General features: G+C 66.7%; 18 protein-coding genes. 14 read left to right on the forward strand and 4 right to left on the reverse strand.

Translation table 11 applies throughout. The features are described from left to right. Positions 1-123 precede the first annotated feature (123 nt). Together ACTJJM_RS02155 and ACTJJM_RS02160 are read left to right on the forward strand one after the other, a co-directional pair. Positions 124-2,226, forward strand: coding sequence for a sensor histidine kinase (locus ACTJJM_RS02155; protein ID WP_049481290.1), 2,103 nt, complete (start codon positions 124-126; stop codon positions 2,224-2,226). A gap of 4 nt (positions 2,227-2,230) precedes the next feature. Continuing rightward, entirely contained in the window at positions 2,231-4,003 is a 1,773-nt protein-coding gene (locus ACTJJM_RS02160; RefSeq protein WP_043395614.1) for an EAL domain-containing protein, read from the forward strand. A 42-nt stretch (positions 4,004-4,045) separates the two neighbouring features. Here ACTJJM_RS02160 and ACTJJM_RS02165 read toward each other — a convergent pair whose 3' ends face one another. The 4 genes from ACTJJM_RS02165 to flgA all read right to left on the reverse strand — a co-directional run bounded on the left by ACTJJM_RS02165 (position 4,046) and on the right by flgA (position 6,730). Then, positions 4,046-5,266 carry an ATP-binding protein gene (locus ACTJJM_RS02165; protein ID WP_019337422.1) on the reverse strand — a complete coding sequence of 407 codons (1,221 nt, stop codon included), beginning with the start codon at positions 5,264-5,266 and terminating at the stop codon, positions 4,046-4,048. Positions 5,267-5,357: 91 nt separating this feature from the next. Continuing rightward, positions 5,358-5,696 carry a flagellar protein FlgN gene (locus ACTJJM_RS02170; protein WP_440865106.1) on the reverse strand — a complete coding sequence of 113 codons (339 nt, stop codon included), beginning with the start codon at positions 5,694-5,696 and terminating at the stop codon, positions 5,358-5,360. After that, positions 5,693-5,998 carry a flagellar biosynthesis anti-sigma factor FlgM gene (gene flgM / locus ACTJJM_RS02175; RefSeq protein ID WP_019337421.1) on the reverse strand — a complete coding sequence of 102 codons (306 nt, stop codon included), beginning with the start codon at positions 5,996-5,998 and terminating at the stop codon, positions 5,693-5,695. The genes ACTJJM_RS02170 and flgM overlap by 4 nt, the downstream gene beginning before the upstream one ends. A gap of 75 nt (positions 5,999-6,073) precedes the next feature. After that, on the reverse strand, positions 6,074-6,730 hold the full coding sequence (gene flgA, locus ACTJJM_RS02180; RefSeq protein ID WP_010485884.1) for a flagellar basal body P-ring formation chaperone FlgA: 657 nt from the start codon (positions 6,728-6,730) through the stop codon (positions 6,074-6,076). A gap of 180 nt (positions 6,731-6,910) precedes the next feature. Here flgA and ACTJJM_RS02185 point away from each other — a divergent pair, with 180 nt between their 5' ends. The 12 genes from ACTJJM_RS02185 (at position 6,911) to flgL (ending at position 18,594) form a co-directional block, all read left to right on the forward strand. Next, positions 6,911-7,855, forward strand: a complete 945-nt coding sequence (locus ACTJJM_RS02185; protein ID WP_010485887.1) for a chemotaxis protein — start codon at positions 6,911-6,913, stop codon at positions 7,853-7,855. Positions 7,856-8,011: 156 nt separating this feature from the next. Next, complete coding sequence (gene flgB, locus ACTJJM_RS02190) at positions 8,012-8,407, forward strand: flagellar basal body rod protein FlgB (protein WP_071306148.1); 396 nt, start codon at positions 8,012-8,014, stop codon at positions 8,405-8,407. Between the two features lie 3 nt (positions 8,408-8,410). After that, positions 8,411-8,818: a flagellar basal body rod protein FlgC gene (flgC, locus tag ACTJJM_RS02195; RefSeq protein WP_010485892.1), complete on the forward strand. Its 408-nt coding sequence runs from the start codon at positions 8,411-8,413 to the stop codon at positions 8,816-8,818. 23 nt (positions 8,819-8,841) lie between these two features. Next, positions 8,842-9,525: a flagellar hook assembly protein FlgD gene (locus tag ACTJJM_RS02200; protein ID WP_010485894.1), complete on the forward strand. Its 684-nt coding sequence runs from the start codon at positions 8,842-8,844 to the stop codon at positions 9,523-9,525. Between the two features lie 32 nt (positions 9,526-9,557). Further along, positions 9,558-10,781: a flagellar hook protein FlgE gene (gene flgE / locus ACTJJM_RS02205; protein ID WP_440865107.1), complete on the forward strand. Its 1,224-nt coding sequence runs from the start codon at positions 9,558-9,560 to the stop codon at positions 10,779-10,781. A 32-nt stretch (positions 10,782-10,813) separates the two neighbouring features. Further along, positions 10,814-11,563 carry a flagellar basal body rod protein FlgF gene (locus ACTJJM_RS02210; protein ID WP_019337418.1) on the forward strand — a complete coding sequence of 250 codons (750 nt, stop codon included), beginning with the start codon at positions 10,814-10,816 and terminating at the stop codon, positions 11,561-11,563. Between the two features lie 102 nt (positions 11,564-11,665). Continuing rightward, positions 11,666-12,451: a flagellar basal-body rod protein FlgG gene (flgG, locus tag ACTJJM_RS02215; RefSeq protein WP_005409571.1), complete on the forward strand. Its 786-nt coding sequence runs from the start codon at positions 11,666-11,668 to the stop codon at positions 12,449-12,451. A 22-nt stretch (positions 12,452-12,473) separates the two neighbouring features. Further along, positions 12,474-13,166, forward strand: a complete 693-nt coding sequence (gene flgH / locus ACTJJM_RS02220; RefSeq protein ID WP_019337417.1) for a flagellar basal body L-ring protein FlgH — start codon at positions 12,474-12,476, stop codon at positions 13,164-13,166. Positions 13,167-13,174: 8 nt separating this feature from the next. Next, positions 13,175-14,305 (forward strand): flagellar basal body P-ring protein FlgI, encoded by a 1,131-nt coding sequence (locus tag ACTJJM_RS02225; RefSeq protein WP_202909906.1) that lies wholly within the window; start codon positions 13,175-13,177, stop codon positions 14,303-14,305. A gap of 1 nt (position 14,306) precedes the next feature. Continuing rightward, on the forward strand, positions 14,307-15,506 hold the full coding sequence (gene flgJ, locus ACTJJM_RS02230) for a flagellar assembly peptidoglycan hydrolase FlgJ (RefSeq protein ID WP_440865108.1): 1,200 nt from the start codon (positions 14,307-14,309) through the stop codon (positions 15,504-15,506). Between the two features lie 8 nt (positions 15,507-15,514). Further along, positions 15,515-17,395: a flagellar hook-associated protein FlgK gene (gene flgK, locus ACTJJM_RS02235; protein WP_049481300.1), complete on the forward strand. Its 1,881-nt coding sequence runs from the start codon at positions 15,515-15,517 to the stop codon at positions 17,393-17,395. Further along, positions 17,392-18,594: a flagellar hook-associated protein FlgL gene (gene flgL / locus ACTJJM_RS02240; protein WP_197602229.1), complete on the forward strand. Its 1,203-nt coding sequence runs from the start codon at positions 17,392-17,394 to the stop codon at positions 18,592-18,594. The genes flgK and flgL overlap by 4 nt, the downstream gene beginning before the upstream one ends. Positions 18,595-18,720: the final 126 nt, after the last annotated feature.

Consider the following 18,720-nt stretch of genomic DNA (forward strand, 5'->3'; position numbering starts at 1 on the left):
GCTCCGGATGACACGCCCGTCAGCGGGGCACGCAGTGGTTAACGGCGCCTGCGGCGGATAATTGAGTGGTCTGGGCGCACCTGCGCGGTAAGATGGCCGGCGCCCCTTTCTTCCGCCCTGTCCATGCCCGCAGAACCGACCGGCAACGCCCCAGTTCCCGACCCGCGGATGGCGCAGGCGCTGAGCCGCGACCGGCGCCGGGTGGTGCTGAGCTACCTGGCGATGGCGCTGGCCTGGATGATCTCCACCGACAGTGCGGTGCAGGCACTGGTGCCTGACCCGCAGCAGGCGGCCTTGTGGCAGGGCCTGAAGGGCTCGTTCTTCGCCCTTGCCAGCGCGGGCCTGCTGTATCTGCTGCTGCGCCCGCTGGCCGAGCACGTGCTGCACACCCATGCACGCCAGCAGGCCTCGGAGCTGCGCCTGCGGCAGATGTTCGAAGGCAACCCCGGCCCGATCCTGGTCTATGACCTCGATACGCTGGCGATCCTCGATGCCAATCCGGCGGCCTGCACCGCCTTCGGCTGGGACCGTGACGAACTGCTGGAGCAGACCATCGACGCGTTGTGGCCGCCAGGCCAGGACCAGGCACTGCAGACCAAGCTGGAGGCGATCCGCGAGGCACCAGAGGAACTGTGCATCCTGCGTACCCAGCTGCAGCTGCGTGACGGCTCGCTGCGGCAGATGGAGCTGCGCTCCAACGCCATCAGCTACGACGGCCACAACGCCCGCTTGTTGATTGCCATCGACCGCACTGCGGAGGATCTGGCGCAACTGCGCCGCGACCAGGCGCTGGCCCGGGTGGAAGAAGCCCACGAGCTGGCCCGCATCGGCGCCTGGGAGCTGGACCCGTCCACCGGGCTCGGCCGTTATTCCAACCAGGTCTACCGCCTGCTGGGTCGCCGCCCGCCCGAGGCCCGGCGCTGGCATCGCTTCGACGAACTGCTGGTGCCGGCCGATCCGGCCACCGCTACCCAGACCGAACAGCTGCTGGCCGAACTCTGCTCCGGCGATCCCGTGCACGTGGACGTGCTGCTGCCGCTGTTGTCGATGGATGGCCGCGCCTTGATGGTGCATCTGCGTGCTGCCAGCGGCATCGACGAGGCCGGCCGCAATCGCGTGCTGGGCACGCTGCAGGACGTGACCGAGCGCGAGCAGTCGCGACGCCTGCTGCGCGAGCGCGAGGAGCAGTTCCGCGAGCTGGTACGGGTACTGCCCGATGGCGTGGTGATCCTCTCCGACGAACACGTGTTGTACGCCAATGCCTGGGCCGCCAGCCTGTTCGGCTATGGCAGCCACACCCTGCTGGGCGAGCCGCTGTCGGCACTGGTGGACAACGCCGATCTGTCCCGCGTGCGCAGCCAGCTGCGTGCCGGCCAGCCCCATCTGGGCCCCGGCCACAGCAGCGTGGTGGTCATGCAGCGCGCAGACGGGCGCAGCTTCCATGCCGGCCTGGCGGTGGGCGAGGTGCGCTACGGCGGCCGCGACTGCAAGCTGCTGATCGTGCGTGACCTGAGCGATTCCGAGCGCACCCGCAGTGCGTTGGAAACCAGCAACCGTGAACTGCAGGCGATGGCCGGCCGCCTGTTCTCGCTGCAGGAGGATGAACGCCGCGCGATCTCGCGCGATCTGCACGACGACATCGGCCAGGCGATCACGGCGATCAAGTTGTCCGCCTACGCAGCACAGGACGAAGATGATCCGCAGCGCCGCGCCGAGGATCTGGCGCAGATCGTCAGCCTGGCCGATACCACGGTGGCCAAGCTGCGCGACATCTCTACCCTGCTGCGCCCGCCGCAGCTCGACGCGCTGGGCCTGGAAGCAGCCTTGAGCTGGCAGGCACGGGTACTGTTCCGCTCGTCGCCGGTGGAACTGCTGGCCGAGATCGAGCCCCTGCCGCACCGTCCCGACAACAGCATCGAGCAGGCCTGCTTCCGTATCGCGCAGGAAAGCCTGACCAACGTATTGCGCCACGCCCGTGCCAGCCAGGTGCAGCTGCAGCTGCGCGATGTCGGCCAGCGCGGCCTGCACCTGCAGATCCGCGACGATGGCGAGGGTTTCGACCCCGATGGTCCGCGCGGGCTGGGCCTGATCGTGATGCGTGAGCGCGCGCAGAGCGTCGGTGGCCATGTGCGGATCGAATCCGCGCACGGCGAAGGCACGCTGATCGACGTCCACCTCCCCTACCAGGCGGCCAGCATGGCCGCCGTTGAGTCACCGGAATACTGAGCCTATGTGGAATCCCAACCAGCCCCCGGTCAGCATCGATGATGCGCCTGATCGCCTTGGCGCCGGCAACCCCGAGCTGCAGGTAATGGTCGCCGAGGCGGCCTCGGGCGGCACCGCACTGATGCTGATGCATGTCGACATCGACCACTTCGCTTCGGTCAACGAAAACATGAGCGCCGAGGTGGGTGACCAGGCCCTGGCGCTGGTGGCGCAGCGGTTGCAGTCCTACCTGCGCGGGCGCGGCAAGCTGTGGCGCCACGGCAGCGATGAGTTCCTGATCGCCGTGCCACGCACGGCCGACGTGCCGCTGCCGGAGGACTTTGCCGAGGAGATCCGGCAGCAGATGGAGCTGCCCCTGTCGGTGCTGCCGTATACGTTGTTCATGACCGGCAAGCTGGGCGTGAGCCTGTGCCCGGACCATGCAAGCAGCGCCTCACGCCTGCTCGATCATGCCGAGGATGCGCTGTACCAGGCGGCCCGCGAAGGCGGCAACGCGGTGCGCATCCACGCCGTGGACACGCCGCCGAGCGCGCACAGCGAGAGCATCATCGCGCGCCAGATCGTCGACGCGATCCCCAATGGCGAGCTGAAGCTTCGCTACCAGCCGCTGGTCAGCGCCCGCGACGGCCACGTGGTCGGCATGGAGGCGCTGCTGCGCTGGCAGTCGCCGACGCTGGGCATGCTGGTGCCGGAGCGCTTCATGCGCACCGCCGAACGGCTGGGCATCATCGTGCAGATCGGCACCTGGGTGCTGGAGGGCGCGCTGAAGCAGGCCCGCCTGTGGCGCGACCAGGGCTTCGACGACTTCACCATCGCCGTGAACGTCTCCACCCTGCAGTTGCTGCGGCCCAACTTCTTCGCAGAAGTCATGGGCCTGATCCAGGCGGCGGGCGTGCCGGCGCAGATGCTGACGCTGGAGATCAACGAAAGCGCGCTGACCAACAACGTCAACTTCGTGCACGAGACGCTGGCCAACCTGCGCAACGAAGGCATCAGCCTGAGCCTGGACAATTTCGGCACCGGCGATTCCAGCCTGAGTGCGCTGGTGCGCTACCCGGTGGACAAGCTGAAGATCGACCGCAGCTTCATCAAGAGTGCGCCGGCCGGTAACCGCGAAGCGGCCATCGCCCGTGCGATCATCGCCATGGGCCACCAGCTGGGCATGACCGTGATCGCCAACGGCGTGGAATCGCAGGCGCAGCTGGGCTTCCTGCGCCGCAACGACTGCGACGTGTTCCAGGGCTACCTGTTCGGCGAACCGATGTCGGCCGATGCCGCCGGCATGACCCTGCGCCGCCGCTACCTGCGCCCGGAGGCCTTTGCCGAGACCCGTCCCGACCGCACGCTGCTGTTGCTGGACGACGAGGAGAACGTGCTGCGCTCGCTGGTGCGCCTGTTCCGTCGCGATGGCTACCGCATCCTGGCGGCCGGCAACGTGCGCGATGCGTTCGACCTGCTGGCGATCAACGACGTGCAGGTGATCCTGTCCGACCAGCGCATGAGTGACATGAGCGGCACCGAGTTCCTGGGCCGGGTGAAGATGCTGTACCCGGACACGATCCGCCTGGTGCTGTCCGGTTACACCGATCTGAACACCGTGACCGACGCGATCAACCGCGGTGCGATCTATCGCTTCCTGACCAAGCCGTGGAACGACGACGAGCTGCGCAAGCACATCCACCAGGCGTTCCGCACCTATGAGGAGCAACGCCGCAGCAACGCCGGTCCGGCGCCGGTGGAGAACGGAGATGGTGGTGAGGATCGTCCGCTGCGGTGACCCACATGTAGAGTCGAGCATGGCTCGACTCTACAGAAGTGATCAGCGCGGCTGCTTCACCGGCAGTACCACGCGGAAGCGCGAGCCGACGCCCGGGGTGCTGTCCAGGTCGATGCGGCCATGGTGCTTGTTGATGATGCTGTAGGAAATCGACAGGCCCAGGCCGGTGCCACTGCCCACCGGCTTGGTGGTGAAGAACGGATCGAAGATGCGCTGGCGCAGTTCCGGCGAGATGCCACCGCCGGTGTCTTCAAATTCGACCCACACGTGATCGCCATCAACGCCGGTGCGCACCGTGATCGTGCCGCGCTCGGCGATGGCATGGCCGGCGTTGAGCAGCAGGTTCATGTAGACCTGGTTCAACTCCGACGGCAGGCATTCCACCAGCGGTAGCTGGCCGAACTCCCGCACCAGGGTGACCTTGTACTTCAGCTCGTTCCAGATGATGTTGATGGTCGATTCCAGGCCTGCATGCAGGTCGACCAGCTTCCACGACTCGTCGCGGCCGGAATACGAGAAGTCCTTCAGGTCACGCACGATACGCGTCACCCGCTCGATGCCTTCGCGCGACTCGGCCATCAGCTGCGGCAGGTCGCGGCTGATGAAATCGATGTCCAGGCGGTCACGGATATCGTCGATTTCCGGGATCAGCGCCTTCGGGTCCGGCGCACGCAATGCGCGTTCGTAGGCTTCGATCACGGTGAACAGGCTGCGCAGGTACTCCTGCAGGCTGCCCAGGTTGGAGTGCACGTAGCCGATCGGGTTATTGATCTCGTGCGCGACGCCGGCAGCAAGCTGGCCGATCGAAGCCATCTTTTCCGACTGCAGCAGCTTCTCCTGGGTGCCGTTCAGACGCAGGTAGGCCTGGCGCAGCTCGGCGTGGCGCTGCTGCAGTTCGCGTTCGTAGTCTTCCTGCCCTTCGATGTGGCGGAACAGGGCCAGGAAGTGCCCCTGGCCGACCGGGCCGTGGTGATAGAGGTGGGCGATGACCACACCCTCGCCCAGCGGCAGGCTGCCATTCCAGTGGCCGTGCTGGCGCGCCTGTTCCAACGCATCGGGCGGCAACAGCTCGCGCAGACGCTGCGGCGGTGGCAGACCGCCGCCCTCACCACTGGCCAGCAGGTTCTGCGCGGCCGGATTGGCCAGGGCCACCTGCCCGTCTTCAGTGAACAGCAGCAGCCCTTCGCGCAGGCGCTCAAGCAGGGCCTGCAGCACCGGCTGTGGCGGAAGGGGGGCGGTAACCAGGGCGTTGGCAGCGGACACGGCGACTCGGGGCATTCGAACAGGCGCCCAATATACGCGGTCACGCAGCGGGCTTCAGCCCGCGGGAATGGGTTGTGCGACCGCCGTCGCGTCAGGCGACGGCGAGTGGACGGCGCGCAGTGACGGTGTGCGCCTGGCCCTTGGCATCGTAGGCAGAGGCATCTTCGGTGCGGCCGAGCTGGCGCAATGCCCAGTTGACCTCGCGGCGGCGGCGCGACAGCAGTACGCCGTTGGCGCGGTTGCGCTCGGCCAGTTCCTGCAGCTGTTCGCCCTCGCCCACCGGCGGCGCGCCTTCCAGCGCACGCAGCGCTTCCAGCTTGGCTCCGGTAGCCCGGATCAGGGCGTGCACGTCGTGCTCGACCAGGGCCTGGCGTTCAACGTCCAGGGCCTGGGCAAGGCGCTGCAGCGGCTCGCTCATCGCCCCGGTCATCCGTGCAGCTGCTGGTCCAGCTCGAGCATGCGCGATGCGATCGCGTCCGGATTGATCTTGTAGGTGCCGTTCTGCAGCGATTCGCGCACGGCGGCCACGCGCTGGGCGTCGATCGCCGGGGCGGTGGTCAGCTCACGCTCGATGGCCTGCAGATTGGTGGCCTCGCCGGTCAGGCGCAGGCTGTCGGCCGCTTCGACCGGACGTGCTGCCGCATCGGTGCTGACACCGGGCTTGTTGGCCGGGGTCGTCACGCTGCGCAGTGCCTGGGGGACCTGCAGGTTGCCGTCGATTTTCTGGCTCATGGGGTGTCCTGGAGTTGCCGTTCACAAGGGATAACGGCCGCAGGGCCGTGATCTTTAGGGATATTTTGCGGTAAATCAACGCGCCACGATTACGTCACCGGCGGCATCGACCGTGCCCTGCACGATCCGCCGCGAGGACAGGTTCTCTACCGAGACCCGTTCGTTTTCACCGGCATCGCCCATCGCGCGACCGGCAATGCGGACCTCGACCGAGCCGCGACGCGATACCAGGGCCACATTGTCTCCCCTCTTGATGAGACGCTGCACCACCAGATCGTTGTTCGACAGCAGGGCTCCGGCCTGCAACGGACGGCGGGCGATGCGGCCGATCGCCGCGTTGGGATCGGCCAGCACTGCACCGGCAATCCGGGCGGCGTCACGCTGGGCAGTAGTGATATCGGCGGCGGTGAGGGTTTCTCCAGTGCCGATTCCACGATTGAGCACCAGCACGGTCTGGTTGCGCCGCACCTTTACGGGCACGAACAGGCGCCAGCCACCGGCATCCGGGCAGCTGACTTCGACCGTGGTGTTGGCGGTGGGCTGCACCTGCAGCGCGCCACCACACCTGGGCAGGCGCAGCGCATCGGCCACCTGGGCCTCGCCCTCGCTGCCGGCCGGCAGCGTCGACAACGCCGCGGCGCGAATGCTGGCCACCGGCTGCCAGTCGGCGGCAACCGCCCACGGCGAGGCCAAGGCCAACGCGATGGCGAAGAGAGATGTGACCCGGCGCATGGCGCCTCCTGTCGATGGGATCTGGCCCTGGTGCGTGCAAGGGGTGTGCCAGATGGGCAGAGCTGCGTTTTGTAGAGTCGAGCCTCGGTCGAACATGGCGCGACGCCACAATTGCGGTGCGGACCACGCGGGCGGCAGAGCGCCCTCAAGTTCCGCCACTGCGGCGCCGATACAGCAGCCATGTCCCATGACCTGCTCAACCGGATCGACCAGCGGACCCGACTGGCCGGCCACAATCGCCTGGCGCTGCTGCTGTTCCGTCTCGGCGGACGTCAGCTTTTTGGCGTCAATGTCTTCAAGGTGCAGGAGGTCCTGCGGCGCCCGGAGCTGTTCCAGGTGCCCGGGCTGCCCAGCCAGTTCTCCGGCGTGGCCGACGTGCGCGGCCGTTCGGTGCCGGTGCTGGACCTCGGGCTGGCAATCGGCCATCCCGAGCGCGAGCCCGATGCGGACACCTCGCCCGGCTATCTGGTCGTCACCGAATTCAACCGTTCGATCCAGGGCTTCCTGGTCAGCGGCGTCGAGCGCATCGTCAACATCGCGGTGGAAGACATCCACCCCCCGCCGGAACTGGGCGCCGAATCGAGCTACCTGACCGCGGTGACCCGCTTCCAGGGCGAGCTGATCCAGGTGATCGACGTGGAAAGCGTACTGGCCGACATCGCCCAGGTCCGTGGCGAAGCGGTGCTGGACCCGACCATGGCAATGCCGGCCGACGGCCCGCAGCTGCAGGTGCTGGTGGTGGACGACTCGCGCGTAGCCCGCCAGCAGATCCGCAGCGTGCTGGACCAGCTGGGGGTGGGCGCCACCCTGCTTTCCGATGGCAAGCAGGCACTGGACCACCTGCTTCAGATCCATGCCTCCGGCGAGAACCCGGCCGAGCGCTACGCCATGGTCATCTCGGACATCGAGATGCCGGCCATGGACGGCTATACGCTGACGACGGAAATCCGGCGCCATCCGGGCCTGGCCGGCCTGTACGTGCTGCTGCACACCTCGCTGTCGGGCGTATTCAACAATGCGATGGTCGAGCGCGTCGGCGCCAACGCCTTCGTCGCCAAATACTCGCCTCACGAACTGGCTGACTTCGTGCTGGACCGCCTGCGCAAGGTCGCGATGGCGGCGTAGGGCCGCGTCACGGGTCTCCGCCGGGCATGGCCCGGCGCTACCACAAACTCCCCGAACCCCGGGTTAGAGCAGGGCCATGTCCGGCGGACGCGATGTCGCGCGTGCTTTGGCACACCCCTTGCAGCTTCCCGGGCAACGTTCCCGTGGGAGTGCACCGTGCGCAACCTGATTACCGACTACCTGGGCGTCCACGCCCAGGCCATGCCGTTGCGCGAACAGCGGATGAAGCTGATCGCCAGCAACCTCGGCAATGCCGACACGCCCGGCTACAAGGCCCAGGACCTGGACTTCGATGCCGCCCTGCGCCACGCCCAGGGACAGGATGCCAATGGCCTGATGGCCACCACCCACGAGCAGCACTACGAGATCAGTAGTGGCCTGAATCCGTTCCAGATCGCGCGCGACGGCGTACAGCCCAGCCTGGACGGCAACACCGTCGATCCCGATGCCGAGCGTGCCGCCTATGGCCGCGCCGCACTCGAATACCGCGCTTCGCTCAGCTTCGTCGAGAGCAAGGTGCGTTCCATGCTGACCGCGATCACGGGGCAATAAGCCATGAGCAACCTGCCGATCTTCGATATCGCCGGCTCCGCGCTGCAGGCGCAGTCGGTGCGCATGAGCACCATCGCCTCCAACCTCTCCAACGCCGACACCGTCGCCGGTTCCGCCGACGCCGTGTACAAGCCGCTGGAGCCGATCTTCCAGGCCGTGACCAGCAAGAACGATCCGAACATCACGTCGGTGAAGGTCAAGGAGATCACCCAGAGCGAGGCCGCGCCGATCAAGCGCTATGAGCCGGGCCACCCGCTGGCCGACGGCGATGGCTACATCTACCAGCCCGACGTCGATCCGGTGGCGCAGATGGTCAACCTGATCTCGACCTCGCGCAATTACCAGGCCGGCGTGGAGATGTTGACCACCGCCAAGGAACTGGCCCTGGCCACCCTGACCATGGGCCGCTGAGCCCCGCAGCACCGGATACCGCCATGACCACCGCCGTCAACAACCAGACCAGCCAGGACGTCTATTCCGCGCTGGGCCTGAACGCCCCGAACAGCAACGCTACGAAAAAGAAGAACACGCTGGACCAGGCCGACTTCCTGCGCCTGATGACCGAGCAGCTGCAGCACCAGGATCCGCTGAAGCCGATGGACAACACGCAGATGGTCGCGCAGATGGCGCAGATGTCCACCGTGCAGGGCATCACCGATCTGAACAAGACGGTGAAGGGCTTCCAGGAATCGATGGCCAGCGACCAGGTGCTGCGTGGTGCGGCACTGGTCGGCCACCAGGTGCTGGTGCCTTCGGAAAAGCTGGTGCTTGAGAAGGAAGGCAGCGTCGAAGGCACGGTGGCTGCGCCGTCGGCCGGCATCATCACCGTGGACATCACTGACGCCAACGGCGCCAAGGTCACGTCGCTGAGCGTGGAGGCCAAAGCCGCCGGCGAAACCGCCTTCCAGTGGGACGGCAAGGATGCGAACGGCAAGCGCATGGAACCGGGCAAGTACTCGGTCGTCGCCAACCACGTCGACACCGCCGGCAAGAGCACCAAGCTGTCCACCTACGTACAGGCACCGGTGGAGAGCGTGACCGTCGGTTCCGACGGCCTGTACCTGAACCTCAAGGGCCTGGGCACGGCCCCGATCGACTACGTGCTCCGCGTCAGCTGAGCCGCACATTCCGCATCAACCAGGAGCATCCCATGGGCTTCAATGTCTCGCTGTCCGGCATCAATGCCGCCAATTCCGACCTGAGCGTCACTGCCAACAACGTCGCCAACGTCAATACCACCGGCTTCAAGGAATCGCGCGCCGAGTTCGCCGACCTGTTCTCGGCCACCGGCTACGGCCTGTCGAAGAACGCGGTCGGTTCCGGTGTGCGCGTCTCCAACGTTGCCCAGCAGTTCAAGCAGGGCCACAACGAACAGACCGGTCGCAGCCTGGATATGGCCATTTCCGGTGAAGGCTTCTTCACCATGAACATGAACGGCAGCCGCGTGTACTCGCGTGCGGGCAACTTCCAGACCGATTCCGCCGGTTACGTGATCAACCCGCAGGGCGCGCGCCTGCAGGTGTTCGCGCCGAATGCCGATGGCACCAACTTCGATGCAGGCCGTCTGGTCGACCTGCAGCTGCTGACCACCGACAGCCCGCCGAAGCAGACCAGCGAAGTGAAGGTCGGCTTCACCCTGCCGGCCAACGCCAAGCAGCCGACGGTCGCAAATTTCGATCCGACCGACTCCAACAGCTACAACCATTCCAGCGGTGGCATCACCGTGTACGACTCGCTGGGCGTCAGCCATATCCAGGTCTCGTACTTCGTGAAGGGCGCCAATCCAAACGAGTGGACCGTGCACAACTACGTGGACGGCCAACCGGCCGGCACCCCGACCGCGGTCGCCTTCGATAACAGCGGCAAGCTGACCACTCCGGCCAACGGCAAGGTCAGTCTCGGCACGTTCACCCCGACCACCGGCGCCGGTCAGCTCAACATGACGCTGGATATCAGCGGCTCGACCCAGTACGGAGAGAAGTTCGCTCTGCGCAACACCCAGCAGGACGGCTACGCCGCCGGCAAGCTCAACGAGATCACCGTGTCGGAAACCGGCGTGGTCTATGCCCGCTATTCCAACGGTGACGACAAGCCCCTCGGCCAGGTCGCACTGACCACGTTCAACAACACGCAGGGGCTGGAGCAGAAGGGCAACAACCTGTGGGTGGAGACGTTCGAGTCGGGTACGCCGCGCACCGGCATGCCGGACACCTCCAACCTCGGCAAGATCCAGGCCGGCTCGCTGGAAGCGTCCACCGTCGACCTCACCGAGCAGCTGGTCAACATGATCACCGCGCAGCGCAACTTCCAGGCCAACGCGCAGATGATCACCACCCAGGACCAGATCACCCAGACCGTCATCAACATCCGTTGATGACGCGCTGACCCTGTCACGGAACTCCCCGCATGGATAAAGCCCTTTACGTGGCGATGACCGGTGCCCGCGCCTCCCTGCAGGCGCAGGGCACGCTCAGCCACAACCTCGCCAACTCCGACACCCCCGGCTTCAAGGAAGCGCTGGCCAACACCGAAGCCTTCCCGATCCGTGGCCCGGGCTTTGCCTCGCGGGTGGATGCGCTGCATGTCGACGCCGGGTTCAACCGCACGCCCGGTTCGCAGCACATCACCGGCAAGCCGCTGGATCTGTCCCTGCAGACCGGCACCTGGCTGGCCGTGCAGTCCAGTGACGGCAGCGAGGCCTACACGCGCGGCGCGGCGTTGTCGGTGACGCCGAACGGCCAGCTGGTGACCTCCAGCGGCCGTCCGGTACTGGATGACAACAACAACCCGATCGCCATTCCGCCCTACCAGGCGATGGAGATCGGTGCCGACGGCACGCTCTCGATCATCCCGCAGGGCGAAGGCCCGCAGACCATGGCACAGATCGGTCGCATCAAAGTGGTGCAGGCACCGGATGAACGCCTGGAGCGTGGCTTGGATGGCCTGTTCCGCAACACCGACCCACGCCAGCCGTTCGCACCGGCACAGGGCACGGCCGTGCACAGCGGCCAGCTGGAAGGCAGCAACGTGGACGCCGCTGGCGCGCTGGTGCAGATGATCCAGCTGCAGCGCCAGTACGAAATGCAGGTGCAGGTGATCAAGCACGGCGACGAGAACGCGCGCAGCGCCAACAGCATGCTGCGCCTGGGCAGCTGACGGAATTCCGGCGCCGGCTGATGCCGGCGCTGGCACACCGCTTGCACACCCGCATTCAAGGGCCGCACCACGCGGCCGGCTTCACCAGACAGGACACCAAAGATGAACCAGGCATTGTGGATCGCGAAAACCGGACTGGATGCGCAGCAGATGCGCATGTCGGTGGTTTCCAACAACCTCGCCAACACCAACACCACCGGCTTCAAGCAGGACCGTGCCAGTTTTGAAGACCTGCTGTACCAGCAGGTGCGCCAGCCCGGCGGCTCTTCGTCGGCGCAGACCCAGTTGCCGACCGGCCTGCAGCTCGGCACCGGCGTGCGCGTGGTCGCCACCGCCAAGAATTTTGAACAGGGCGGCCAGCAGCAGACCGGCCGCGCCCTGGACGTGATGGTCAACGGCCGCGGCTTCTTCGAAGTTCAGATGCCTGATGGCAGCTCGGCCTACACCCGTGATGGCTCGTTCAAGATCAACCAGGACAGCGAACTGGTCACCAACAGCGGCTACCCGGTGCAGCCTGGCATCCAGATTCCCGAAGGCGCGCAGTCGGTGACCATCGGTACCGACGGCACCATCAGCGTGAAGATGGCCGACGGTGCGGCGTCGGTGGAAGTGGGTGCGCTGACCCTGACCGACTTCGTCAATCCGGCCGGCCTGCAGGCTCGCGGCGAGAACCTGTTCCTGGAGACCACCGCTTCCGGTCCGGCACAGAACGGCAACCCCGGGCTCAACGGCCTCGGCACCGTGGTGCAGGGCGCGCTGGAAGGCAGCAACGTCAACGTGGTGGAAGAGCTGGTGTCGATGATCGAAACCCAGCGCGCCTACGAAATGAACGCCAAGGCGATCTCCACCACCGATTCGATGCTCGGCTACCTCAACAACAAGCTCTGACCGGCCAAACCGGGAAACCGCCATGTCGCCCATTTCCAACTTCGCCCGCACTGCCCTCGCCTGCGCCGTGGCCGCCCTGCTCGGTGGCTGCGTGATCGCCGGCGACGTGCGTCCCTACCCGACGATGGCGCCGATCCAGCCGATCATGCCGCCGCAGGCCCAGCCGACCGCGGGTGCCATCTATGCCGCCGGCCCGACCATGCAGCTGTATTCGGACCGCCGCGCACGCGATGTTGGCGACCTGCTGACCATCACCCTGCTGGAAAACACCACCGCGCAAACCAGTGCGAATACCGCAACCAACAAGGAATCGAACCTGAGCCTGGGCACGCCGTCCATTCTCGGCGCGCCGGTCACCCTCGGCGGTAAGGACATCCTGAGTGCCACGGCCAAGGGCGCGCGTGACTTCACCGGCAAGGGCAACAGCGCGCAGAGCAACCGCCTGCAGGGCAGCGTCACGGTCACCGTGGTCCAACGCCTGCCCAACGGCAACCTGGTGGTACAGGGGCAGAAGAACCTGCGGCTGAACCAGGGCGATGAACTGGTGCAGGTGCAGGGCATCGTCCGCCCGGGCGACATCAGCCAGGACAACACCATTCCGTCCAGCCGCGTGGCCGAGGCCCGCATCGTCTATGGCGGCCGCGGCCCGGTCGCGCAGTCCAACGCGATGGGCTGGCTGAGCCGCTTCTTCAACTCCGGCCTGACGCCGTTCTGAGTATGGCCATGAAACTCTTTCTCACTTCCTCCTGGCAGCGCCGCGTGGCGTCGTTCGCCGCGCTGATGCTGCTGGCCGTGACGGCGCCCGCCAGTGCCGAGCGCATCAAGGACCTGGCCCAGGTCGGCGGCGTTCGCGGCAACGCGCTGGTGGGCTATGGCCTAGTGGTCGGCCTGGATGGCAGCGGCGACCGCACCAGCCAGGCCCCCTTCACCGTGCAGAGCCTGAAAAACTTGCTTGGCGAGCTGGGCGTAAACGTGCCGCCGAACGTCAACCCGCAGCTGAAGAACGTGGCCGCCGTGGCGATCCACGCCGAACTGCCGCCGTTCGCCAAGCCGGGCCAGCCGATCGACATCACCGTGTCTTCCATCGGCAACGCGGTGTCGCTGCGCGGCGGTTCGCTGCTGATGGCGCCGTTGCGCGGTGCCGACGGCCAGATCTACGCGATCGCCCAGGGCAACCTGATCGTCGGCGGCTTTGGTGCGCAGGGCAAGGATGGTTCCCGTGTCTCGGTGAACGTGCCCAGCGTCGGCCGCATTCCCAACGGTGCAACCGTGGAACGTGCCCTGCCCGATCCGCTGGCCAATGGCGGCGACATCACCCTGAACCTGCACAACAACGACTTCACCACGGTCTCGCGCATGGTCGCCGCGCTCAACAACGCCTTTGGCGAAGGTGCCGCGCGTGCGGTCGACGGCGTGACCGTGGCGGTCACCGCGCCGACCGATCCGGGCGCACGCATCGGCCTGCTGGCGCGCATCGAGAACCTGGAACTGACCCCCGGCAGCGCCCCGGCCAAGGTGGTGGTCAATTCGCGCACCGGCACCGTGGTCATCGGCCAGCAGGTGCGCGTGGGACCGGCTGCGATCTCGCATGGTTCGCTGACCGTGACCATCCAGGAGAACACCAACGTCAGCCAGCCCAATGCGCTGTCCGGCGGCCGCACCGTGGCCAGCCCGCAGTCGACCATCACTGCCACCAACGACGGCAGCCGCATGTTCAAGTTCAGCGGCGGCACCACCCTGGACGAGATCGTGCACGCGGTGAACGCGGTAGGCGCGGCACCGGGCGATCTCATCGCGATCCTGGAAGCCCTGAAGCAGGCCGGCGCCCTGAGTGCCGAGCTCGAGGTGATCTGATATGCGCATCAATCCCGCATTCGATCTGCACCCGGCGCAACAGAACGATCCGGCCAAGATCGACAAGGTCGCGCGCCAACTGGAAGGCCAGTTCGCGCAGATGCTGGTCAAGAGCATGCGTGACGCCAGCTTCGGCGACTCGCTTTTCCCCGGCGAAAACAAGATGTTCCGCGACATGTACGACCAGAAGATTGCCGAGGCGATGACCCGCGGCAAGGGCCTGGGCTTGTCGGGCATGATCAGCCGGCAGCTGTCCGGGCAGGCCGCCGAGGGTCCGGCGCTGGATACCCGCGTGGACCCGGCCAAGGCCAGCCGTGCTTACCAGCTCAATGCACCGGCCAAGCCGGCACCGTCGCTGCCATTGGAAGATGGCAGCCAGGCCGTGCGCCTGCTGCAGCAGATGGCCGCCGGTGGACAGCAGGGTGCACAGGCGGCTGTCGCGCCGATGGAGCAGGCCCTGGACCTGATTGCCGGCCGTGAGAGCAGCAGCATGCACCGCTCGCTGGGCACCGAGGATCCGTACATCGGCAGCCTGCAGGGCGAGGACTGGGCCGCCAGCAGCGACCAGTGGTCGGCTACCGCCAGCAACCGCGGCACCACGATCAGCCCGGCCGATGCGATGGCTACCCGCACCGCCGTCGCCCAGCTGGGCGAGCACACCCCGGAAGGCTTCGTCGCCAGCATCTGGCAGCACGCGCAGAGTGCGGCCAAGGAGCTGGGCGTGGATGCCCGCGCCCTGGTCGCCCAGGCGGCGCTGGAGACCGGCTGGGGCAAGCGCCACATCAAGCATGCCGACGGCAGCACTTCGCACAACCTGTTCGGCATCAAGGCCAATGGCTGGAACGGCCAGCGCGCCACGGCCGGCACCCACGAATATGTCGATGGCGTGCGCCGCAACGAGACCGCCAGCTTCCGCGCCTACAGCTCGCCGGCCGAGAGCTTCGCCGACTACGTGCGCCTGCTGAAGACCAGCCCGCGTTACCAGCAGGCCCTGCAGGCCGGCACCGACGTGCAGGGCTTCGCCCGCGGCCTGCAGCGCGCCGGCTATGCCACCGATCCGCGCTATGCGGCCAAGATCGCCGCGATCGCCGGCGGACCGACCATCGAGCGCGCCGTCAGCGCCGTCGCCGATGCCGGCTCGCGCCTTGGCCAGACCTTCGCCAGCACCGCAACCGCGGCGCTGGGTATCACTCGTCGTTGAGGAACCCCATGTCCAGCGTACTTTCCACCGGTACCGGTGCCCTGCTCGCCTTCCAGCGTGCGTTGGCGACCACCAGCCACAACGTGGCCAACCTCAATACACCCGGCTACAGCCGGCAGAAGGTCAACTTCGCCACCGCCGATCCGCAGAACTACGGCTATGGCACGGTCGGCAACGGCACCCGTATCACCGACATCCGCCGCACCGCCGACCAGCTGGCGATCTCGCGGCTGCTCGACAGCAGCGGTGAACTGGCGCGCCTGAAGCAGCTTTCCAGCATGGCCGACCGCGTCAACGCGCTGGTATCCGATCCCGCCACCAACGTCTCCGGCGTCTGGTCGAACTTCTTCGATTCGGTCAGCGGCCTGTCCTCCAATGCCTCCGGCACCGCCGATCGCCAGAACATGCTCGACGGCGGCAAGGCCCTGGCCAACCGCTTCGTGCAGCTCAACACCCACCTGAACAACCTCAACAGCGAGGTCAACAACGGCCTGCTGGCCGGTGCCACCGAGATCAACCGACTGGCGCAGGAGATCGCGCAGATCAACGGCGCCATCGGCACCAACATCGCCACGGCCGCACCCGACCTGCTCGACCGCCGTGATCAGCTGATCACCCAGCTGATCGGCTACACCGGTGGCACGGCGGTGATCCAGGACGGCGGCATCATGAATGTCTACACCGCCGGCGGCAACGCGCTGGTTGTGGGCACCACGGCGACCAAGGTCACCACCGTGGCCGACCCTTACCAGCCCGAACGCCTGCAGCTGGCCCTGGAAACCCAGGGCAACACCATCCGCCTCGATCCGAAGGCCGTCGGTGGCCAGGTCGGTGGCCTGATGGAGTTCCGCGACACCGTGCTGACCCCGGCCCAGGCCGAACTGGGCAAGCTGGCCGTGGGCCTGGCCGAGACCTTCAACCAGGCCCACCACCAGGGTGTTGACCTGTACGGCAAGATGGGCGGCGATTTCTTCAACATCGGCAACCCGCGCGTTACCGCCAACAACGCCAACACCGGCACCGCGAGCCTGAGCGCCACCTATGACGACCTCGGCAAGCTGGATGCACAGAACGTGGTGCTGCAGTTCGACGGCACCAACTGGAAGGCCAGCCGCGCCGACACCGGCGCCAGTGTTCCACTGACCGGCACTGGCACCGCTGCCGATCCCCTGGTGATCAACGGCGTCAAAATGGTGGTCGGCGGCACCCCGGCCGCCAACGATCGGTTCCTGCTGCAGCCCACCGCAGGTGTGGCCGGCAGCATGGAAGTGGCGATCACCGATCCCTCGCGCATCGCCGCTGCCGCTGCGGTGAAGGGCGCGGCCGCGACCTCCAACACCGGCACCGGCAAGCTCAGCGGGGTCACCGTCAGCGATTCGACCAACGCCAACCTGCGCAATCCGGCCGCCATCGTGTTCACCTCGGCCACCACCTACACCATCGACGGTGGCCCGCCGCAGACCTACACCCCCGGCCAGACCATCAGTGCCAATGGTTGGAGCTTCGTGCTGGACGGCGCTCCGAAGGTCGGCGACACCTTCAACATCACCCCGACCCCGGCCGGGTCCTCTGACAACAGCAATGCCGCCAAGCTGGCCAAGGTCGAGAGCGCCAAGGCCTTCAACGCCGGCACGGTGACGTTGAACGGCGCGCTGGGCGGCCTGACCACCCAGGTGGGCGCCGCGGCCCGTTCGGCCGAGTACTCGCTGGACGCCCAGCTGGTGATCAACGACAAGGCGCAGGAAGCGCGCGATGAAGTGTCCGGCGTCAACCTGGACGAGGAAGCCGCCGACATGCTGCGTCTGCAGCAGGCCTACCAGGCGGCCTCGCAGCTGATCTCCACCGCTGACAGCATGTTCCAGACCATCCTGGGAGCCGTCCGCCGATGAGCAGCCGCATCTCCACCAGCATGATGTACAACCAGTCGGTGTCGCTGATGATGGCCAAGCAGGCCAAGCTCAGCCACCTGGAGCAGCAGATCGCCACCGGCAGCAAGATCGTCACCGCCAAGGACGATCCGGTCGGCGCCGGCGCTGCGGTCGGACTGGACCGCAGCCTGGCCGCACTGGACCGCATGAAGCTCAACGCCGGCAACGTGCAGAACCGGCTGGGTGTGCAGGAAAACACGCTGGCACAGGTCAACGATCTGATGGGGCGGGTCAACGACCTGACCATCCAGGCCAGCAACCCCGCGTTGAGCGCGGCCGACAAGAAGACACTGATTACCGAGCTGAACCAGATCCGCGACGGCCTGCTGTCGCTGGCCAACGCCGAGGACGGCACCGGTCGCTATGTGTTCGGCGGCACCAACGATGGTGATCCTCCGTTCGCCAAGATCAACGGCAAGGTGGTCTACCGCGGTGACCAGACCCAGCGCCAGATCGAGGTCGGCCCCGATACCTACGTCCGCGATGCCCTGCCCGGCAGCGAGATCTTCATGCGCATCCCCACCGGCGATGGCTTCGTCGATGGCGGTGCCGCCGCCGGCAACACCGGCAACGGCGTGCTGACCAACATCACCCGCGATGGCAGCGACAGCTGGAACAGCCAGAGCTTCAGCGTCCGCTTCACCGCCGCCAACCAGTACGAAGTGCTGGATGGTGCCGGCAATGTGACCGGCACCGGCACCTACAAGGCCGGTGATGATCTGGAAGTGAACGGCGTACGCCTGCAGATCACCGGTGCGCCTGCCGCAGGCGACAGCTTCAACGTGAAGCCGGCGAGCAGCCGCGACATCTTCGACACCATGGACAAGCTGATCACCGCGCTTGACGCCGACACCGGCACCACCGCGAAGATGAGCGCACAGCAGAACGAGTTGCAGAGCGCGTTACGCGACGTGGCACGGGCGTCGGAGCGGATGATCGACTCGCGTGCGGCCGGCGGTGCGCAGCTGAAGGCGCTGGACAATGCCGCCGACATGCGAGAGGCCAACAGTGTGACCCTGAAGACCACGCTGTCGCAGATGCGCGACCTGGACTATGCCGATGCCCTGAGCCAGTACCAGCTGCAGAGCACCGCGCTGCAGGCGGCACAGACGATCTTCTCGCAGATGCAGTCGATGTCGTTGTTCAACAAGATCGGCTGACAGCTCTTCCACCTCAGCCCTGAAAGGCCGCGATGCCCTGCATCGCGGCCTTTTTCGTTTCCGCGGCCCGTTGCCGCCGGGCGCGCCGGCCTACCTTCCGCGGATTTTCCGTGATTGCCCATCAAG

The organism is Stenotrophomonas sp. 22692 (genome assembly GCF_052045015.1).
Taxonomy (GTDB): domain Bacteria; phylum Pseudomonadota; class Gammaproteobacteria; order Xanthomonadales; family Xanthomonadaceae; genus Stenotrophomonas; species Stenotrophomonas geniculata.

Bases quoted from the DNA above. Each gene is read 5' to 3' on its own strand.
- flgJ (WP_440865108.1), top strand. From the start codon at position 14,307: ATGCGCATCAATCCCGCATTCGATCTGCACCCGGCGCAACAGAACGAT.
- ACTJJM_RS02160 (WP_043395614.1), top strand. From the start codon at position 2,231: ATGTGGAATCCCAACCAGCCCCCGGTCAGCATCGATGATGCGCCTGAT.
- ACTJJM_RS02185 (WP_010485887.1), top strand. From the start codon at position 6,911: ATGTCCCATGACCTGCTCAACCGGATCGACCAGCGGACCCGACTGGCC.
- ACTJJM_RS02170 (WP_440865106.1), bottom strand. From the start codon at position 5,696: ATGACCGGGGCGATGAGCGAGCCGCTGCAGCGCCTTGCCCAGGCCCTG.
- flgA (WP_010485884.1), bottom strand. From the start codon at position 6,730: ATGCGCCGGGTCACATCTCTCTTCGCCATCGCGTTGGCCTTGGCCTCG.
- flgC (WP_010485892.1), top strand. From the start codon at position 8,411: ATGAGCAACCTGCCGATCTTCGATATCGCCGGCTCCGCGCTGCAGGCG.
- flgE (WP_440865107.1), top strand. From the start codon at position 9,558: ATGGGCTTCAATGTCTCGCTGTCCGGCATCAATGCCGCCAATTCCGAC.
- ACTJJM_RS02225 (WP_202909906.1), top strand. From the start codon at position 13,175: ATGAAACTCTTTCTCACTTCCTCCTGGCAGCGCCGCGTGGCGTCGTTC.
- ACTJJM_RS02210 (WP_019337418.1), top strand. From the start codon at position 10,814: ATGGATAAAGCCCTTTACGTGGCGATGACCGGTGCCCGCGCCTCCCTG.
- flgG (WP_005409571.1), top strand. From the start codon at position 11,666: ATGAACCAGGCATTGTGGATCGCGAAAACCGGACTGGATGCGCAGCAG.
- flgK (WP_049481300.1), top strand. From the start codon at position 15,515: ATGTCCAGCGTACTTTCCACCGGTACCGGTGCCCTGCTCGCCTTCCAG.
- flgL (WP_197602229.1), top strand. From the start codon at position 17,392: ATGAGCAGCCGCATCTCCACCAGCATGATGTACAACCAGTCGGTGTCG.
- ACTJJM_RS02155 (WP_049481290.1), top strand. From the start codon at position 124: ATGCCCGCAGAACCGACCGGCAACGCCCCAGTTCCCGACCCGCGGATG.
- flgH (WP_019337417.1), top strand. From the start codon at position 12,474: ATGTCGCCCATTTCCAACTTCGCCCGCACTGCCCTCGCCTGCGCCGTG.
- flgM (WP_019337421.1), bottom strand. From the start codon at position 5,998: ATGAGCCAGAAAATCGACGGCAACCTGCAGGTCCCCCAGGCACTGCGC.
- ACTJJM_RS02200 (WP_010485894.1), top strand. From the start codon at position 8,842: ATGACCACCGCCGTCAACAACCAGACCAGCCAGGACGTCTATTCCGCG.